At 62.5% G+C, this 18,852-nt stretch carries 17 protein-coding genes; 2 read left to right on the top strand and 15 right to left on the bottom strand.

Annotated features, from left to right (window positions below):
* Nucleotides 1-114: 114 nt before the first annotated feature.
* The 4 genes from recN to ftsZ form a co-directional block, all read right to left on the bottom strand.
* Nucleotides 115-1,776, bottom strand: coding sequence for a DNA repair protein RecN (gene recN, locus RXV86_RS16035; RefSeq protein WP_316301268.1), 1,662 nt, complete (start codon nucleotides 1,774-1,776; stop codon nucleotides 115-117).
* Between the two features lie 50 nt (nucleotides 1,777-1,826).
* Entirely contained in the window at nucleotides 1,827-2,645 is an 819-nt protein-coding gene (locus tag RXV86_RS16030; protein WP_316301579.1) for an outer membrane protein assembly factor BamD, read from the bottom strand.
* Between the two features lie 263 nt (nucleotides 2,646-2,908).
* Complete coding sequence (lpxC, locus tag RXV86_RS16025) at nucleotides 2,909-3,853, bottom strand: UDP-3-O-acyl-N-acetylglucosamine deacetylase (protein ID WP_316301267.1); 945 nt, start codon at nucleotides 3,851-3,853, stop codon at nucleotides 2,909-2,911.
* 217 nt (nucleotides 3,854-4,070) lie between these two features.
* Entirely contained in the window at nucleotides 4,071-5,696 is a 1,626-nt protein-coding gene (gene ftsZ / locus RXV86_RS16020) for a cell division protein FtsZ (protein WP_316301266.1), read from the bottom strand.
* 444 nt (nucleotides 5,697-6,140) lie between these two features.
* On the opposite strand from ftsZ, the gene RXV86_RS16015 reads away from it, so the two are divergent.
* Both RXV86_RS16015 and RXV86_RS16010 read left to right on the top strand, forming a co-directional pair.
* Nucleotides 6,141-7,688 carry a phospholipase D family protein gene (locus RXV86_RS16015; RefSeq protein ID WP_316301265.1) on the top strand — a complete coding sequence of 516 codons (1,548 nt, stop codon included), beginning with the start codon at nucleotides 6,141-6,143 and terminating at the stop codon, nucleotides 7,686-7,688.
* A gap of 105 nt (nucleotides 7,689-7,793) precedes the next feature.
* Nucleotides 7,794-9,338, top strand: coding sequence for a phospholipase D family protein (locus RXV86_RS16010; protein WP_316301264.1), 1,545 nt, complete (start codon nucleotides 7,794-7,796; stop codon nucleotides 9,336-9,338).
* 15 nt (nucleotides 9,339-9,353) lie between these two features.
* Here the strand turns inward: RXV86_RS16010 and ftsA are convergent, their stop codons facing one another.
* The 11 genes from ftsA to murG form a co-directional block, all read right to left on the bottom strand.
* The gene (gene ftsA / locus RXV86_RS16005; protein WP_316301263.1) at nucleotides 9,354-10,682 is read right to left on the bottom strand and encodes a cell division protein FtsA; all 1,329 of its coding nucleotides are present in this window, start codon (nucleotides 10,680-10,682) and stop codon (nucleotides 9,354-9,356) included.
* A 7-nt stretch (nucleotides 10,683-10,689) separates the two neighbouring features.
* A complete protein-coding gene (locus tag RXV86_RS16000; protein WP_316301262.1) occupies nucleotides 10,690-11,580 on the bottom strand; it encodes a cell division protein FtsQ/DivIB in 891 nt (296 codons plus the stop codon).
* Complete coding sequence (locus tag RXV86_RS15995; protein WP_316301578.1) at nucleotides 11,568-12,455, bottom strand: D-alanine--D-alanine ligase; 888 nt, start codon at nucleotides 12,453-12,455, stop codon at nucleotides 11,568-11,570. Before RXV86_RS15995 ends, RXV86_RS16000 begins: the two co-directional genes overlap by 13 nt.
* 107 nt (nucleotides 12,456-12,562) lie before the next feature.
* The gene (gene murB, locus RXV86_RS15990) at nucleotides 12,563-13,489 is read right to left on the bottom strand and encodes a UDP-N-acetylmuramate dehydrogenase (RefSeq protein ID WP_316301261.1); all 927 of its coding nucleotides are present in this window, start codon (nucleotides 13,487-13,489) and stop codon (nucleotides 12,563-12,565) included.
* A gap of 285 nt (nucleotides 13,490-13,774) precedes the next feature.
* Nucleotides 13,775-14,137 (bottom strand): hypothetical protein, encoded by a 363-nt coding sequence (locus tag RXV86_RS15985; RefSeq protein WP_316301260.1) that lies wholly within the window; start codon nucleotides 14,135-14,137, stop codon nucleotides 13,775-13,777.
* A 56-nt stretch (nucleotides 14,138-14,193) separates the two neighbouring features.
* A complete protein-coding gene (locus tag RXV86_RS15980) occupies nucleotides 14,194-14,445 on the bottom strand; it encodes a DUF2484 family protein (protein ID WP_316301259.1) in 252 nt (83 codons plus the stop codon).
* Nucleotides 14,442-14,708 carry a DUF2484 family protein gene (locus RXV86_RS15975; RefSeq protein ID WP_316301258.1) on the bottom strand — a complete coding sequence of 89 codons (267 nt, stop codon included), beginning with the start codon at nucleotides 14,706-14,708 and terminating at the stop codon, nucleotides 14,442-14,444. The genes RXV86_RS15980 and RXV86_RS15975 overlap by 4 nt, the downstream gene beginning before the upstream one ends.
* Nucleotides 14,705-15,910, bottom strand: coding sequence for an amino acid permease (locus RXV86_RS15970; RefSeq protein ID WP_316301257.1), 1,206 nt, complete (start codon nucleotides 15,908-15,910; stop codon nucleotides 14,705-14,707). Before RXV86_RS15970 ends, RXV86_RS15975 begins: the two co-directional genes overlap by 4 nt.
* A gap of 110 nt (nucleotides 15,911-16,020) precedes the next feature.
* Nucleotides 16,021-16,197 carry a hypothetical protein gene (locus tag RXV86_RS15965; RefSeq protein WP_316301256.1) on the bottom strand — a complete coding sequence of 59 codons (177 nt, stop codon included), beginning with the start codon at nucleotides 16,195-16,197 and terminating at the stop codon, nucleotides 16,021-16,023.
* A gap of 102 nt (nucleotides 16,198-16,299) precedes the next feature.
* On the bottom strand, nucleotides 16,300-17,700 hold the full coding sequence (gene murC / locus RXV86_RS15960) for a UDP-N-acetylmuramate--L-alanine ligase (protein ID WP_316301255.1): 1,401 nt from the start codon (nucleotides 17,698-17,700) through the stop codon (nucleotides 16,300-16,302).
* A 39-nt stretch (nucleotides 17,701-17,739) separates the two neighbouring features.
* The gene (gene murG / locus RXV86_RS15955; protein WP_316301254.1) at nucleotides 17,740-18,852 is read right to left on the bottom strand and encodes an undecaprenyldiphospho-muramoylpentapeptide beta-N-acetylglucosaminyltransferase; all 1,113 of its coding nucleotides are present in this window, start codon (nucleotides 18,850-18,852) and stop codon (nucleotides 17,740-17,742) included.

Raw genomic sequence — 18,852 nt, 5'->3', positions numbered from 1 at the left:
TCTTCCTTTTGCCAGAAATATCCCGGGGGGTCTTGGGGGGCAGCGCCCCCCAGCTGGTCGGATTGCGAAGCAATTCGAAAGTCCGCTTCAGACCAAAACCCGCCACCCACAGCCCTAACCAAGCAGCCGTTCCGCCGCAGCGCGGGCCTCATCGGTTATCACGTCGCCAGACAGCATCCGGGCAATCTCGTCCACCCGCTCAACGCCATTCAGTGGAACCACCGTCGACAGGGTCATGTCTTTCTCGACCCGTTTCTCGACCCGCCAGTGATACCCGCCCTGCGCCGCCACCTGGGGCGAATGGGTCACCACCAACACCTGCGCTCCCTCGGCCAGTGCCGCCAGCCTGCGGCCCACCGCATCCGCAGTCGCCCCGCCGACACCCCGGTCGATCTCGTCGAAAATCATCGTCACGCCCGGATTGGCCTTCTGCGCCAGACTCACCTTCAACGCCAGCAGGAACCGGCTCAACTCCCCACCCGAGGCAATCTTGGCAATCGGCCCGGAAGGCGCGCCCGGGTTGGTCGCCACCGTGAAACTCACTGCGTCCATCCCCTCAGGCCCTGGCGCGGCGAGGTCTATCTCGGTGACGAACACTGCCCGCTCCATCTTGAGCGGCGCCAACTCCGCCATCACCGCCTTGTCCAGAGCCTTGGCCGCGCGCGCCCGCTTGCCGCTCAACACTGCCGCAGCCTTGTCATAGCCCACTTTCGCAGCCTGTTCGGCCTCTTCCAGTGCGGCAATATCCGCATCGCCGCGTTCCAGCGCGTCAAGCCGGTCACGCAGTCCCATGGCAAAACTGCCCAACTCATCGGGCAACACGTCATGTTTGCGCGCCAGTGCCCGGATCGCGAACAGCCGTTCTTCACAGGCTTCCAATGCAAAGGGCTCGAAATCCAACGCGTCCAGTGCGCGGCGGATCCCGTCCCCGGCCTCGGCCAACTCGTTCAGGGCCCGACCCAAAGCCTCGACGGGTTCATCCAGCAGCCCGTCCAGATCACCGGCCACCGCCTCAAGCCAGCGCAGCGCATCCTCGGCAGCCCCTTCGGCGCCGCCGTCGCCACCGGACACAGCCCCGCGAGCCTTGTCGATATCCTCGCGCACCCGTTCGGCCGCCTGCATCCGGCGGCGTTCACGGTCCAGCACTTCATCCTCGCCCGGCTGTGGGTCCAGCGCATCCAGCTCTCCCACCGCGTGGCGCAGGAATTCTTCCTCGTCGCGCACCGCCTCCAGCGCGGCCCGTGCCACACCCAATTCCTTCTCCGCCCTGCGCCAACCGGCCCACGCCTTGCGGGTGCGATCTATCGCCTCCGCGTTGCCGGCAAACTCGTCAAGCAGCGCCCGATGCCCACGCGGGTTGAGCAGCCCTCGATCGTCATGCTGCCCATGCAGTTCAACCAGCACGTCCGACAACTGCCTGAGCACCTCGCCCGAACAGCGCCGATCATTGACCCAGGCCGTCTTGCGCCCGTCGCGCCCATTAACCCGGCGCAACAAGAGCGTGCCGTCCTCGCATTGCGGCAATCCCGCTTCCGCCAGAACCGCGTGTACCGCATGCCCGTTGGGTAGATCGAATTCCGCCGTGACCTCGCCCTGCTCGGCCCCGGCCCGCACCAGCTCGGCCCGCCCGCGCCAGCCCAGCACGAATCCCAGGCTGTCCAGAAGGATAGATTTGCCCGCCCCGGTTTCCCCGGTCAGCACGTTGAGACCCGGCCGGAATTCCAGGTCCAGCCGGTCAATGATCAACATGTCGCGGATTTCAAGCGTGCGCAGCATCAGATGACCGCCCCGTTGGGTGCGTTTTCAACGCACCATTCGCCCATGGCTTACAACCACCGCCCCTTGACCATCTGACGATAGATCTTGCGCAACCAGTTGTCGCCCGAGGCCTTCAGCTCAAGCCCGCGCCCGGTCAGCAGCTTGTAGCTGTCCTCGTACCAGTCGGTGCCGACAAAGTTGTGGCCCAAGATGGCGCCTGCGGTCTGTGCTTCGTTGGTCAGACCAAGCGACAGGTAGGATTCGACCAGCCGGTGCAGCGCCTCGGCGGTGTGCGAGGTGGTCTGGAAATCCTCGACCACAACGCGGAATCGGTTGATCGCGGCCGTGTAATGCTTGTGACGCAGGTAATAGCGCCCGATCTCCATTTCCTTGGCCGCCAGGTGGTCGAAGGCCAAGTCGAATTTCAGCACCGACGAGCGGGCATATTCCGTTCCGGGATAACGCTCGATCACCGCACGCAGCGCCTGCAGCGCCTGGAAGGTCAGCCCCTGGTCGCGACCGACCTCGTCGATCTGGTCATAATAACTTAGCGCCAGCAGGTACTGCGCATAGGCGGCATCGTCATCGGTCGGGTAGAAATCAATGAACCGCTGGGCGCTTGACCGGCTGTTCTCGTAATCCTTGTCCTGATGGAAGGCATAGGCCTGCATGATCAGGCTACGCTTGGCCCAGTCAGAATAGGGATAAAGCCGCTCGACCTCGCCAAAGAAATGCGCCGCCTCGCCGGCCTGTTTCCGGTTGAGCTCGAACTCGGCCCGCTCGTAAATCTGTTGCGCAGTGTAGTTCTCGATCGGCACGTCGCCGCGCCGCACGGCATTCGCCACGCTGTCGGCACAGCCCGCAAGCATTGCCAAGCCCACGCCCATGGCCAGAATCTTGGCCCTGAATTTGTTGCCCTCGCCGCCTGTCATGCTCGAAAAACCCTTTGCTCGAACAAGTTCATGGGCTCTGCGCCCCGTTTCTTAATGCCTCTCCTAGCACAGAAAATTCCGGTGCAAAACGCCTTTGACACCTAACGTGGCTGTCAATTCGCATTTGAGCCCTAAAATCCTGATTTACTTGTGCGGAATCCCATGCATTTTCTCGCGGATTGCGGCTTGAACCCGTCCTCGAGGGGCATGGAGAGAGGTTAGGCAACGGCCTTGGCGATGGTGGGAATCTCACCGGCATGCACCCCCGCTCCCGGCAAACGCGCCGCCGTCTCGGCATCACAGCGGATCATCCGGAACGCCCCCGGGGTCGCAAACATTTTACGCAACAGCTCGTTGGTCAGCGCATGACCGGCACGGTGCCCGAAATAGCCACCGATGATCGGAGCACCCGCCAGCGCCAAATCACCCAGTGCATCCAGCATCTTGTGGCGCACAGCCTCGTCAGCGTGGCGCAGCCCGCCGGGCGAAAGTACCTTTTCACCGTCGACCACCACGGCGTTTTCCAACGTTCCGCCCAAGGCGAGACCTTGCGCATGCATCGCGTCCACATCCGCCTGGCGGCAGAAGGTACGGCTGTCGCACAGCTCGCGCACGAAGGAGCCGTTGGCCATGTTCAGCACCTTGCGCTGCTCTCCAATCGCGGCATCCTCGAACTCGATGGAAAAATCGATGGTCAGGCTCTTGCCCGGTTCCAGCCGTGCCCAGGCTTCATTCGCGCCCTCTCCGCGGCGCACTTCGACCGGCTTGAGAACTTCGATTGCGCGCACAGGCGCATCCAACCGTGCCACACCCCGTGCCAAAATGCCCCGGACAAAAGCCGCAGCACTGCCATCCAGGATCGGCACTTCCGGCCCGTCAATCTCGATCAGTGCGTTGTGCACCCCACAACCCGCGAGCGCCGCCATGACATGTTCGACGGTCGAGACGCTTACTCCCCGGTCATTCACAAGCAACGTGCACAGCGGCGTCTGCTCGACCGCGTCCCATCGGGCCGGGATCAATGCATCGCCAAGACGGATATCGCTACGTTTGAACCAGATGCCATGCTCGGCCGAGGCCGGACGGATCACCATCCGCGTGCGCTTGCCCGAATGCAATCCGACGCCTTGAAAAACGGCTGGAGATTTGATGGTCGTCTGCACGAAGGGCCCCAGGTCTGGGCGGACACACTGGTCCGCTGTTGGCGCGAATTTAAGCAAAGCCGGGGTCCGCCTCAATTCACGCTTTGCAACGGTGTTGAAACAGTCACCCCTCTCAATCGGCAACTTGTCGCCGCAACGCAGCGTAACCCTTTGTGACCAAAGAAAAACCCGCCCTCGCGGGGCGGGTTTCATAACTGTCACAATTGACCGTTAACGATCAGTTCGCCTGACGCCGCAGGAAGGCCGGGATCTCGATTCGATCCTGCTCGGCCTCTTCTGCCGGGCTCGGCGCCTGAACGCTGGGCTGGGCCTGCTGCTGTGCCACCGGGCGCGGTGCCGGGGCCTGCGGCTGCTGTTGTTGCTGCGGCTCGGCACCGTGGCCAGTCATCCGGTTGATCAGCGAGTTGATGCCGAAACGCGGGCGCTCGACCTCGGGCTCAGCCTCTTGCGAAGCAGCCTGTTCGGGCTGTTGCGGCGCGGCGGCGCCCGGCGCGCGTTGCACAGCGGCTTTCAGTCGGGCCATGGCATCCGGGCTGGGTGTGCCGGGGGCCGGAGCTTGCGGCGCGACGAACTCTTCCGGATCCGCATCAAGCGCATCGGCCTGCGGCTGGAACGCTGCCACTTCCGGCTGATAGGCCGGTGGCGGCAAATCGTCTGCAATCTCTTGCGCTACGGCGGCAGGCTGTTCTTCGAAGATGTCTTCCATCTGGTCCTCGGCGGCAGCCGCCTGGGCGTCCAGGTCTTCAAACAGGCTCGGTTCCGACGCGGCAGGCGCAGCAACGGCGACCTCGGCTTCATGTTCGTCCTCAACCGACACGGTCTGCTTCAGCGGTTCGGCCAGGCTGCGGCGCGGGACCGGAATGTCGGTATGCACTTCGCTGGCATCGATGCCGGTGGCAACCACGCTGACGCGCATCTCGCCTTCCATACCGGTATCCAGCGTCGAACCGACGATGATGTTGGCTTCCTGGTCGACTTCTTCGCGAATGCGGTTGGCGGCTTCGTCCAACTCGAACAGGGTCAGATCATGACCACCGGTGATGTTGATCAGCACGCCCTTGGCGCCTTTCAGGCTGATCTCATCCAGCAGCGGGTTGGCAATCGCCTTCTCGGCGGCCTGGGTGGCGCGATCTTCGCCAGCGGACTCGCCGGTGCCCATCATTGCCTTGCCCATCTCGTCCATAACGGCACGCACATCGGCAAAGTCGAGGTTGATCAGACCCGGGCGCACCATCAGGTCGGTCACACCTTTCACACCTTGGTAAAGAACGTCATCCGCCATCGAGAACGCCTCGGTAAAGGTGGTCTTCTCGTTGGCCAGACGGAACAGGTTCTGGTTCGGAATGATGATCAGGGTATCGACGACCTTCTGCAGGCTGTCGACACCGTCTTCCGCCTGTTTCATCCGTTTGCCGCCCTCGAACTGGAACGGCTTGGTCACAACGCCCACGGTCAGAACGCCCAGTTCACGTGCGGCCTGCGCGATGATCGGTGCGGCCCCGGTGCCGGTGCCGCCGCCCATCCCGGCGGTGATGAAACACATGTGCGCGCCAGCCAGGTGATCGACGATCTGCTCAATGCTTTCCTCGGCAGCGGCAGCGCCGATCGTGGCCTTGGCGCCAGCGCCCAGACCTTCGGTAACCTTGATGCCCATCTGGATGCGGCTTGTCGCGTTGCTCTGCTGCAGCGCCTGCGCGTCGGTGTTGGCCACCACGAAATCCACGCCATCCAGTTCCTTGGCGATCATGTTGTTGACCGCGTTACCGCCTGCGCCCCCAACGCCAAATACCGTGATACGGGGTTTCAACTCTTCATGTCCGGGCATGGTAAGGTTCAATGTCATGGATACTGTCCGCCTGATGTCGTGAGCCCCGCATTCCGCGGGTTTTTCTGCCTTATCTGTCCCATTCTTAACCATTGCAGCCGCAAACGTCACCCAAAAAACACAGTTTCAACACAAAATGTGGCGCGTTTTATTGGGGATTCACGCGGGATTTTGCCGATTTGTCCAGATATTGCGGAAATCGGCATGTCCAGCACAAAAAGGGATTAGTCGCGTAATCGCGAAAGCTTCGCGCGCGAGTCACCGTTCCAAGTTTTCGGGGTCCCTGCTCGACCCTCCGGCCCTCTCTTATGGAAGGCTGCACGCATCTTAGCCAGTGTCGCGCGACAAGACCAGCCGGTTTTTCCCGCTCAGCATGTAAATCCGCGCTGTTCGATTGAATCCGGCCTGGGCATGGCCCAGATTACTGCCAGGCCCCCGCGCCTGTCTAACCGGGCAAACTCTATGACCTTTCTGGGAAGTCTCGTCCTCATTGTTCTGGCTGCCATTGCCGCGGTCGCGTTGCTGCGCCTGGTCTTCCCCCTGCCCGGCATTTCCCGCCGCGCGCCCAGTTATGCCCTGCCGGCGGACAAGACCGGCCCACTGAGCTGTTTCCTGACCGAAGAGATAGACAACAATCCCGGCAAAACCGGCGTGGTCACTCTGAACGAAGCCTCCAGCGCGCTGGCCCAGCGACTGGCCCTGGTTCACGCCGCGCAAAGCGCCATCGACGCACAGTATTACATCTGGCACGACGACACTTCGGGCATCCTGCTTCTCGACGCGCTGCTTGCTGCTGCTCGTCGCGGCGTGCAGGTTCGGCTGCTTCTCGATGACAACGGCATTACCGGGCTCGATCCCATCGTCGCCACGCTGAACGCCCAGCCAAATTTCGAAATCCGCCTGTTCAACCCGTCCACCGTGCGCCGCCCGAAAACTCTGGGCTACGCCTTTTCCTTCGTGCGGATGAACCGGCGAATGCACAACAAGTCATTCATCGTTGACGGCACCGCCGCGATCATCGGTGGGCGGAACATCGGCGACGAATACTTCGCCATTGGTGAGGGTCAGTTCTTCCTCGATCTCGACGTGCTGGCCGTGGGGCCGGTCGTCGCCCGGGCCACCAGGGTCTTCGACGACTACTGGAACTGCGCCTCCGCCTTCGAGGCCGAAACCATCATCTCAGGCAGCGGTGATCTTACCGCTTTCCAGGCCCGCGCCGACAGGGTGAAAAACAGTCCCGAGGCCCAATCCTTCCTCACCGAGGCGGCAACCGCAGAAGACCTGCACATCGCCAACAAAGAACAGGTGGAATGGACCGATGTCGCCCTTGTGGCCGACGATCCCGCCAAGGGCGAAGGCGAGGTGTCGCGCGACAAGCTGCTGATCTCGCACTTTGCCGACATCCTGGGTGGTGTTTCAACCCGGCTGGACGTGATATCGGCCTATTTCGTGCCCGGCGTGCGGGGCGCGCGGTTTTTCACCGATCTCGCCAAGCGCGGGGTCAAGGTCAACGTCCTGACCAACGCGCTTGTCACCACCGACGTGCTCTTGGTGCATTCCGGCTATACCCGCTACCGGCGTCGCCTGCTCAAGGCCGGTGTTTCGCTGTTCGAGCTCAAACCCCGCCCCGGGATGGCAACCGGCCCTGACGCACAGCTCAAACCGCTGGGCCTTGCCGGTGCCAGCCTGCATGCCAAAACCTTCGCCGTGGATGGTCGCCGGGTTTTTATCGGCTCGCTCAACCTCGATCCCCGTTCGGCTATACTGAACTGTGAAATGGGGCTGATTATCGACAGCCCGACAATGGCCGGGCGCATGCAGTCTCATTTCGACGGGCCGGTCGACGCCGTCAGCTACAAGCCGCAGCTGACACCGGAAAAGCGGATGGTGTGGAGCGAAGCGCGAGAAGACGGCTCGACCCGCATCTACCAGGAAGAACCCGGCGCTTCGCTCGGCCAACAAGTTGCGCTCACTCTCATCGGGTTGCTGCCCGTGGAATGGCTGCTTTGACGCCGGGGTATTCGCAGGGAAAACCGTCGCAATGTTCACTATTGCAGTCTTTCGAACTCTCGCCAAAACTCGTCCATACCTGTTTGTCGGTCTGGAGTAGCCATCATGCGGTTTCTGCGATTCTTCGGCTTTTTCGTCTTTGTTGGGGTGATCGCCGTCTTCCTCCTGCGGCTCACATTCCCGCTGCCCGACATTTCTGAACGCCCCCACAGCGCCGCGCAAACACCTGACCCCGACAACCCGCTCGCGCAAATGGTCAGCACGGACATGGCCGCCAACCCCGGCAAGTCTGGTGTCGTTCCCCTTTTTGATGGCACGGCCGCCCTTGCGGCCCGCATCGCGATGATCAATGCCGCCCGGCACAGCATCGAAAGCCAGTATTATATCTGGCACGACGACACCTCGGGCGTCCTAATGTTCGAGGCCCTTCTTGATGCCGCCGAACGCGGCGTGCATGTGCGGCTTCTTCTCGATGACAACGGCATTCCCGGCCTCGATAGTTTTGTCGCGGCCCTCAATACCCACCGGAATTTCGAAATTCGCCTGTTCAATCCCTCGACCGTGCGCAGCCCGAAATTGCTGGGCTACACCTTCGACTTCTTTCGCATGAACCGCCGGATGCACAACAAGTCGCTGATCGTTGACGGGGCGATGACAATCATCGGCGGGCGCAACATCGGAGACGAGTACTTCCAGGTCGGCGAAGATCAGTTTTATGTCGACCTCGATGTGTTGGCGGCAGGCGCCATCGTGGCGGACACCACAACCGTGTTCGACGACTACTGGAACAGCATTTCCGTTCACGCGTCTGAAACCATTATCGACGGCACAGGCGACCTCGGCGCGCTCAGGAAACGCATTGCTCAAGTCCACGAAAGCAGCGCCGCCAAGACCTTCCTGTCCGAGGCCGAAACCATACTTGCCCGTATGCCACTCAGCGGCGCATTGGAATGGACCAGCGTACAGCTTGTGGCCGATGATCCGATCAAGGGTCAGGGCGTGGCGCGGCGCGACCAGTTGATGATTACCCGGCTTAGCGGCTTTCTTGGCGCTATCGAAACCCGTCTGGACCTGATCTCGGCTTACTTCGTACCCGGCAGCACAGGCACGCAGATCTTTTCCGATCTCGCCCGGTCGGGCAAGACCGTCAACATCCTGACCAACGCGCTCAACACCACCGACGTGCTGATGGTACATTCCGGCTATACCAAGTACCGCCGCGAACTGCTTGAAGCCGGCGTTAATCTGTTCGAGCTGAAACTCCGCGGCGGCGCCGAGTCCGAGGCCGATCTGCAACTCCTGCCCCTTGGCCTGTCAGGCGCCAGCCTGCATGCCAAGACCTTCGCGGTGGATGGCAAACGCATCTTCATCGGCTCGTTCAACTTCGATCCGCGCTCGGCCATGCTGAATTGCGAAATGGGGTTCCTGATCGACAGCCCCACTCTCGCCAGTCGGATCAGCGGCGCCTTTGACGGTCCACTGAAGGCGGTCAGCTACCGCCCCGCCCTGACGCCCGAAACCAAAATGATCTGGCGCGAGGACTTACTCCAAGGGGACCCCAATATCTATCAGCAAGAGCCCGGAGCAAGCTGGACTCAGCAGATCGCGTTGACCATCATCGGCTTGCTCCCGGTGGAATGGCTTCTGTGATGCCAGTTACAGGAGTTACCAGTTGTCCTTGAACCACTTCACCGCCCGCTTCAGCGACCGCGCCGGATAGCGGTCAACCGGGATTTCGAAATCCCACCATTCGTCCTGCGGATGGGCGGCGAACAGACACATGCCCACGGCGCTGGCAAAGCCCGGCCCCGTCGCCGCCTGCGGCAGCCCATGCACCCGCATCGGACGGCCCAGCCGTACCTGCTGGCCCAGAATTTTTGACGCCAACCCGTCCAGCCCGGGGATCTGACTGCCACCCCCGGTCAGGACGATCTGCTGGCTGGGAAGATGTTCGAACCCGGCCGCATCCAGCCGTACCCGCACCTCTTCCAAAATCTCTTCAACCCGCGGCCGCATGATCCCGATGATCTCGGCCCGGCTGACGCTGCGCCGGTCATGTTCCCAATCGCCCGTGTCACCCGCAAGGTCGATCATCTCGCGATCATCCATGCCAGTGGCGACAACCCCGCCATAGAAGGTCTTGATCCGCTCGGCGGTGGTCAGCGGCACTTGCAGCCCCATCGAAATATCGCCGGTCACGTGATCCCCGCCAATGCGTACCGCATCCGAATAGATCATGTGTTTCTTCATAAAGATCGAAATCCCGGTCGAGCCGCCACCCAGATCAATACAGGCCGCGCCCAATTCCTGTTCATCCTCGACCAGCGACGACACGCCGCTGACATAGGACGAGCTGGCAACACCGGCCAATTCCAGATCGCAACGCCGCACGCAGTGCACCAGGTTCTGGATCGCATGTGCATTCACCGTCACCATATGCATATCGGTCGCCAGCCGCTGGCCCATCTGGCCGCGCGGATCGCTCAGGCCGGAGCGGTGGTCCAGCGCGAAATTCACCGGCTGGGCATGCATCACCTCGCGCCCTGCCCCATAATCCGGCACGTCACAGGCGCTCAGCACCCGGCTAACATCCTGCTCGGTCACCACGTGACCGTCCAACTCGACCTCGCCGGCCAAACCGTAGCTGCGCGGCTCGGCGCCCGAGAAACAGGCGATCACGTGATCCACCCGCACCTGCGCCATTTTCTGGGCTGCCTGAACGGCGGTGCGTATGGCGCGTTCGGTCTCGCCCATGGCGTCGATCTCGCCGAATTTCACCCCACGCGAGCGCGTCGTCGCCGCACCGATCACCCGGAACCCGGCCTGCCCCGCAAGCGATCCCACCTCGCCGTTTTCCGGCTCGGCCCCGTCAAACCGCAGGACAAGGCAGGCGATCTTGGACGATCCCACGTCCAGAATGGCCACCACGCCCCGTTGCATTGCCGCCTTGCGAAGGTTGCGCATTGCGCGCTGTGATTCATATAGCTCGATCATTTTTTTCTTATTCCGTCGCCACCGCGATTTCGCGGATTTTCCACCAATTTTCCACTGCACCCTTGTTCATGCGAATGGTCGGTCGCTGCGCCAGCCGCATGTCCACCGCCACCAGGTCGCGGGCCAGCATGTCCTGCGCGCCGCTCAGCACGATCACCCGTTCCAGTGCCTGCACCGGGTCACTCTCGGGCAACATGATCCGCTGACCGCGGTCCAGCACCACGTCCCAGCGCCGCTCGCCCATGCGCACCAACCCGCGCATCCGCTCGTTCAGCGGGCGCGCCGCCGCATAAAGTCTGCGTGCCTCGTCAATGGCCTGTTCGGCCCCCTTCCCGGCCACCAGCGGCAAATCGCCATGTTCGCCACGCCCCCCGGCCACCGGACCCAGTCGAACACCTTCGCTGTCGATCAACTCCAGCCCCTCGTGATGGCGCCACAGCGCCACCGGCACCCGTTCACTCACGTCGATCTGCAACACGCCGCCATTGCGGATGCGCACGTTGACATCCTTGACCGGGGCCAGCCCGGCAATGTCCTGACGGATGCGCTCAAGGTCCAGATCGAAAGACGAGATCGGGAAGTCCACGGGGACGATCTCGCGAATATCTTCATTGGTGCCCTCGCTGGCGCCATCCACCGCCATCAGCTGCACCATGAATTCAGGACGCGAATAGATTTCCGCGCGCATGTCGGCAATCGCCAGCACCACCCCGTCGCGCCGACCTTCATCTGCGAAATAGACCATACCCGCCGCCAGCGACACGGTAAACGGCACACCCACGCGCAACAGCTTGCGAAACACCGGCGTCAGCCACAACCGCTGCAGGCGATAGGCCCAGCGGCTTGGCGCCGGGTCAGCCTTGGCCACGCTGCGTTTCGGCGCGCTCAGCGATTGCATGAGGCATCCTCCACCATCCAGGCGCAAAGTTGGCCGAACGTCATGCCACAGGCCTCGGCCTGTTCCGGCACCAACGACGTGGGCGTCATGCCTGGTTGCGTGTTAGTTTCCAAAAGGATCAGCCCGTCAACGCCGCGGCTCTCGTCCCAGCGGAAATCTGTTCGGCTCACCCCTTTGCAGCCCAGCGCCTCATGCGCCCGCAAGGCATAATCCATGCAGGCATCAAAAATCTCTTGCGGCAGATCGGCGGGGCAGACATGACGCGACCCGCCCTCGACATATTTGGCGTCGTAGTCATACCAACCATCAGTCAGAATATCGGTCACGGTCAGCGCCCGGTCGCCCATCACCCCTGTGGTCAGCTCGCGCCCTGGCACGAACTCTTCGACCATCATGATATCCGGCGTGCCTTTGGCCAGCTTCGGTGGCCCATTTGCGTCTTCGTTAACCAGGTATATCCCGACAGACGAGCCCTCATTGTAGGGCTTCACGACATAAGGCGGCGCCATCACGTGACCGGCTTCGACCTCGACCTTGGGCGCCAGGATGCTGTTCGCCACCGGCAGCCCGGCCGCGACGTAGGCCGCCTTGGCCCGCTCCTTGTCCATCGCCAGCGCGCTCGCATAGACGCCGGAATGGGTATAGGGGATGCCCATCCACTCCAGAACGCCCTGAATGCAGCCGTCCTCGCCCCAACGGCCATGCAGCCCGTTGAAGACAACATCCGGTTTCACCTCCAGCAGCCTGGCTGCCAGGTCATCACGCCCCGGATCAATTTCAATGACTTCAAACCCCTCACCGCGCAACGCCGATGCGCACTCTTCGCCGGTCACAAGAGACACCTCTCGCTCGGCCGAAAAGCCACCCAGAATCATTGCCACTTTGGGATTTGTCCTGCCCGACATACCCAATTTCACCGCCTCAGAATCCACGGGCCGTTCTTGCAGCCCTTCGTTTCAATTGTTCTTGGTCTTGCCTGTAGTCACTCAGGGGCCGGTTCGCCGACCCTCATGATTTCCCATTCTAGCGTGATACCGCTTGAATCGTAAACCTTTTTTCGCACTTCTTCGCCCAGTTCTTCAAGGTCGCTGGCCGTCGCTCCGCCGGCGTTGATCATGAAATTCGAGTGTTTCTCGCTCATCTGCGCCCCACCGACACGCGCCCCGCGCATGCCCGCGTCATCAATCACCTTCCACGCTTTGAGCTCGTGCGTATCATCGTCGCGCCCGGTGCTGGAAAAGCCTGCAGGGTTGCGAAACGTGCTGCCTGCGCTGCGTTCCTTGGTCGGCTGGGTCGCGTCACGCTTGGCCAGCTGCGCCTCCATCCGCACTTTCAGTTCATCGGGATCGCCCTCCGGCGCTTCAAAAGTCGCCTCGACAATTACCCAGCCCTCGGGCAATTCCGTCTGGCGGTACTGGAACCGCAGATCATCGGCGGTAATCCGCACGATCTCGCCCTGCCGCGTCACCGCCTTGGCCTCGACAAACACATCCTTGGTGTAAGAGCCGTAACAGCCCGCATTCATCCGCACCGCTCCACCGATGCTGCCCGGAATGGTCCTGAGAAATGTCAGGTCCAACCCCGCCTCGGCCGCCTTCCGGGCCACATGCGCATCCAGCGCTGCCGCCCCGGCGATCACCCGGTTGCCCTCGATCTCGATCCCGTTGAACCCGCGTCCCATGCGGATCACCACGGCCCTCAGCCCTCCGTCCCGCACGATCAGGTTGCTGCCCACCCCCATCGGGAACACCTCAACACCTGGATCAAGCGCCGCCAGAAAGCTTGCCAGATCGTCGACATCTTCGGGCATGAACAGCACATCCGCCGGCCCGCCTACACGCAGCCACGTCAGTTCGCTCAGTACTTTCCCCGGGATCAGCTTGCCCCGCACCTCCGGCAAATTGGTCATCACGCACCGCTCGTTTGTTGGTTTTCGGCGTCATACACCACGGCGACCACTGGCGAAACCGGTATCCGCTGCCAACGGCCACAACACGGCATTTAGGCGCGTATGCGCCAAACCCGGCCTCGGGAGGGCCTCGAAACCGGATGCAGCAACGGCAACGAAGAATTGCCAGCGACATCAAGAGCGAAAGATATTGGAAGAAAGCCCTCCCGTGGGGGAGGTCGGACTTAGCGCATACGCGCCGGGGTGCGTTTTATGTTACCGCGATCAAAATCTCATCCGGTTTCTTCAAACCCCGATCAACGCCTTGATGATCTGCCAGACATAGACCACGTATCCCCAACCCTGCTCGGCATAGCCCAACGTCTCCAGCACCGTGGGCAAACCAACCCCGCCCAGCGCCACAACCTTCACCAACCGGCTTCCGAGCCGATAGCGCCCGGCCTCCTCGCCCTCGCGTACCTCGCGCAACTCCGCGGCATCCTCGCGCAACTCCTCGGCCAGTTCGCCCTCTGCATGCTCTGCCACCGCCTCGGCAAACTTCGCTACCTCGGCCCGCGCACCCTCGGAAATCGCACCCTGTCTGCGCTTGGCGTGCGCCTCGGCCACGCTGTCATCGAAATCGACAATATCGCCCGCCGTGTCGGACAATGCCCACACCACAAGGGGGAATTTCCGCGGGCGTCACTCCCGTAGAGCGCGTGATTTCACGCACCACCCACCTTCCGCCGCAGCCACCGCCCCAGGTAAATCACCGGCCAGCGCAAAACGCTCATCCCGGCAAAGATCGCCAGCACCCCAACCCACCACGGGTTCTGCACAAAGAGCCACACCACCAGCGGCACGGCACAACCCATCAGGAAATACGCCCGACGCCAGTGATTGTCCTTCGACGGGATCATCGCCAGCACATTCGCCGCCACCAGCCAGACAAAGAGCGCAATCAGCGACCCGTTCATATGCGGAACTCTTTCGGCAGCTCCACCGGCTGCCCCGTCGCGCGCTTGAGCAGATACCGCAGCGGGTTGCGCATCATCGACAGGAACGCCAGCACACAGGGCAGCGCCCAGATCCAGCCATGCTGATAGCCGACAAACCCGATCAGCACCGGCGCGCTCAACAAGAGCAACACGCCCGGTACATACTGCCGCCGCATCGGCAGCATCGCCACCCCGGTGGCCGCCAGCACCCAGAAACATCCCAAGAGCAGCGATGCGCTCATATACCAACTCCCAAATTCACCGCCAGCGCCCCTGCCGCCAGCACAAGACCAACAACCGGCACCACCATCCACACCCGGAACGGCGCCTCCGGCTCCCGTCGTTTCATAACGATCAACGCCAGATTGACCAAGACGAAAACGCCCAGCAAGATCGAACTGGTCACCTCGGCCAGCACCGCCACCGGCAGCGCCAGCGCTGCGCTGATCACCACCGCACCGATCAGCACCGTTGCCAGAACCGGCGTGCCGAACCGCGCATGGGCATGGGTGAACACGCCAAGCACCGCCGTGCGCCGCCCCAACCCATAGAGAACCCGGCTCGCCATGACGATCTGTGCCAGCACGCCATTGAGGGCCGCAAACACCGCAATCGCCGACATGAACTCGGCCTCGCCCCCGCGCCCGGCCTGCCAGACCAGCGCCAGCGGCTTTTCACTGCCACTCAACGCGTCGATCCCCACCGCCCGCACGGCGGCATAACTCACCAGCCCGTAGATGACCGTGGTGATGCCCAGCGCCAGCAGGATCGCCAGCGGCATGTTACGCTCGGGGCGTTTGACCTCTTCGGCCATGTTGACGATGTCCTCGAAGCCGATAAAGGCAAAAAAGGCCAGCACCGCGCCCGCTCCGATCCCGGCCAGCGCCAGGTCGCTGGGCGGCTCGAACCAGTCGAGTGCGGCAAACTCGGCCACAGGTTCCGCCCCCATCCCGGCCCAGATCACCAGAGCCAGGCCGACAATCTCGATCACGGTAAAGATGGCGGCCAGCCAGAGGCTCTCCAGCACCCCGATCACCGCCACCGTCACCAATGCCAGTCCCACACCCACCATTGCCCACTCGGCGGGCATATCGACAATCGCGGTCAGGTATCCCACCCCGCCGCGCAGCACCGCACCGGCGGAAACTGTCCCGGCGGTCACGATCGCCAACCCCACCAACACGGCCAAAGCTTGGCTGTTCAGCCCCTTGCCGACATAGGCCGCCTCACCGGCTGCCTCGGGAATGCGGGTGGAAAACTCGGCGTATGACAAAGCCGTCGGCGCCGCGATGACTCCGGCGCACATAAACGCCAGCGGCGCCCACAGGCCCGAAGCGCCCGCCACTGCGCCAACCAGCACGTATATCCCGGCCCCAACCATGACGCCCACGCCATAGGCGGTCAAAAGCCCTAACCCGATCCTGCGCTTCAGATGTTCGGTCACGCCACAACACCCCTCGAATAGCATTCGCGCTTCGGAGAAAGCTTAACCAAGTCTAGGGCTCATGACCAAGGTCTAGATCAAATTCGGTACTTTCCGCGCGACAGAACCGCTCATTTCCCGTCGGCTTTCTCCCAACGGCGCAGAACGCTGCCCAAGGCACCGCCCAGAACCGCAGCCCCAAGACCCACCGCAATGGCCAACATGTTTTGAGACGTCAAATCGCGCATCATTGCCATGACCGTCACGACAAGAAACATGAACAGCGCCAGAAAGGTCGGTTTGAACACAATCGATCCAATAATAACGTGGGGTCGCAAAACCAATCCCAAACCAAGCAGGAAACAGAAGCCCCAGACCAGGACGACAAGTAACCCAGCCGCTTCCACGATCTACCCTTCCAACTGCCCCGGCAAGGCATGCGCCCAGGTCGAGATCGTCCCGGCCCCAAGGCACACAACCATGTCGCCGGGCCGTGACTGTTCCTTGACCAGACTCACCAGGTCGTCCAGATCGTCGATCCCCTGCGCATGCCGGTGGCCATGGGCAATCAAACCGGACACCAGGCTGTCCCGATCCGCCCCCTCGATCGGCTCCTCCCCGGCAGCATAAACCTCGGCAATCGCCACCACGTCGGCCTCGTTGAAGCAGGAGCAGAACTCCTCGAAATGGTGATGCAGGCGGGTGTATCTGTGTGGCTGGTGCACCGCCACGATCCGCCCTTCGGTCGCCTGACGTGCAGCTTTCAGCACGGCGGCAATCTCGGTCGGGTGATGGCCGTAATCGTCGATGATTGTAACCCCGTTCACCTCACCCACCCGGGTAAAGCGCCGGTTCACGCCGCCAAACCCGGCCAGCGCCTCGCGGATTTCGTCGCCCTTCATGCCCAGATGCCGCGCCACGGCAACCGCCGACAATGCGTTCGAGACGTTATGATCCCCCGGCATCGGCAAGGTGCAGCCCTCGATCACCATATCCTCGTTCTGCAACGCGATATCGAAATGCGCCACGCCCTTGGCATAGGTCAGGTTCACCGCCCGCACATCGGCCTGCGTGTTAAAGCCGAATGTCACCACCCGCCGGTCGGTGATCTTGCCCACCAAGGTCTGCACGTCCGGATCGTCGGTGCAGCACACCGCCAGCCCATAGAACGGGATGTTGCTGACAAACTCCTCGAACCCGCGGTGCAGGTTCTCCTCGGTGCCCCAGTGCTCCATATGCTCGGGGTCGATATTGGTGACGATGGCAATGGTCGCGGGCAGCCGGTTAAAAGTGCCATCGCTCTCATCGGCCTCGACCACCATCCATTCGCCGCCGCCCACACGCGCGTTCGAGCCATACGCGTGGATGATGCCGCCATTGATCACCGTCGGGTCGAAATGCCCGTGATCCAGCAACGCCGCCACCATCGTCGTGGTGGTTGTCTTGCCATGGGTCCCGCCCACCGCGATGTTCGATTTCAACCGCATCAGCTCGGCCAGCATCTCGGCCCGGCGCACCACCGGCAGCCCCTTGGCGCGCGCTTCGTCCAGTTCCGGATTGCCTGGCTTGATCGCCGAGGAAATCACCACGACCTCGGCCCCTTCCAGGTTCTCCGCCCGCTGGCCTTCGAAAACCGTTGCGCCGTTGTCTTCCAGCCGCGCCGTGATTTTCGAGCGTTTCAGGTCGGACCCTTGCACCACGTAGCCATGGTTGAGCAGGACCTCGGCAATTCCCGACATGCCGATCCCGCCTATGCCGACAAAATGGATCGGTCCCACGTCCCCGGGGAGTTTGGTTGCTGCTGCATTCATTGCCTGTTCCGCCTCATCGAAATCTGCGTAGTCCGGGGGTCAGCCCGGCTCTTGTTGTTCTACACCGGCCAATTGCTCGACCAGTGTCACCAATTCTTCCGTCGCCTCGGGTTTACCTACCGACAACGCCGCCTGCGCCATCAGATTCGCGCCTTGCGGGTTGCCCAATACGCTGACGATCTGCTCGACCATGACCTCGACAGACAACTGGCTTTCGGGAATCACGATCGCGCCCCCCGCCTCGGCCAGTCCACGCGCATTGGCACTTTGATGATCGCCTGCGGCATGCGGATATGGAATCAAGATCGCCGGCCGGCCAATCACGCTGATATCGGCCACGCTCGAGGCACCTGAACGACTGATAACCAGCTGCGCCTCGCTCATCCGGCGCGGCACATCGTGAAAGAACGGCTGCACATCGGCCGCGATGCCATGCTCGGCATAGAACTTTGCGACCCGCTCGCCATCCTCGTCCCGTGCCTGGTGGCTGACCCGGACATATTGCAGCATGTCGACCGGCAATTCGGCGATCGCCGCCGGGACCACGTCGCTCAGGACCCGCGCGCCCTGGCTGCCGCCGATGACCAGAACCGACATCGGATACTCCCCCGGCGCGATATAGCCTGACCCGGCGCGCTCCAACACGGCGCCACGTACCGGGTTGCCGGTATGCACGCCTTCCACTCCTTCGGGCAGCTCGGTCGGCCAGGTGCCGCAGGCCACCACGTCGACCCGCTTCGAAAAGATCTGGTTGACCCGGCCCAGCACTCCGTTCTGCTCATGCAACATGCGCGGCAGCTTCAAGAGCCACGCAGCCCCCATGGCCGGGATCGCCGGATAACCGCCAAAGCCCACCACCACGTCGGGCCGGTCCCGCTTCGTCCGCCATGTCGCCGACAGCACCCCGCCCAGAATCCGCAACGGCGCCGCCAGCTTACCAACGATGCCGCCGCGCGCTGTGGTGGCGCTGCTCACTTGCTCGATTTCAACGGAATGCGGGAACCCGCCGGTATAGCGCGCGCCGCGCGCATCTGTGCTGAGCTTCACCCGCCAGCCCTTGCGCAGCATCACCTCGGCCAGGGCCTGGGCCGGGAACATGTGCCCGCCGGTGCCCCCCGCCGCGATTACCAGAAGCCTCTGCCGCTCTGCCAT

The sequence above is a fragment of the Aliisedimentitalea sp. MJ-SS2 genome (assembly GCF_032586155.1).
In the GTDB taxonomy this organism is placed as follows: Bacteria; Pseudomonadota; Alphaproteobacteria; order Rhodobacterales; family Rhodobacteraceae; genus JAWHTC01.
This window is presented reverse-complemented; position numbering and strand designations above follow the sequence as displayed.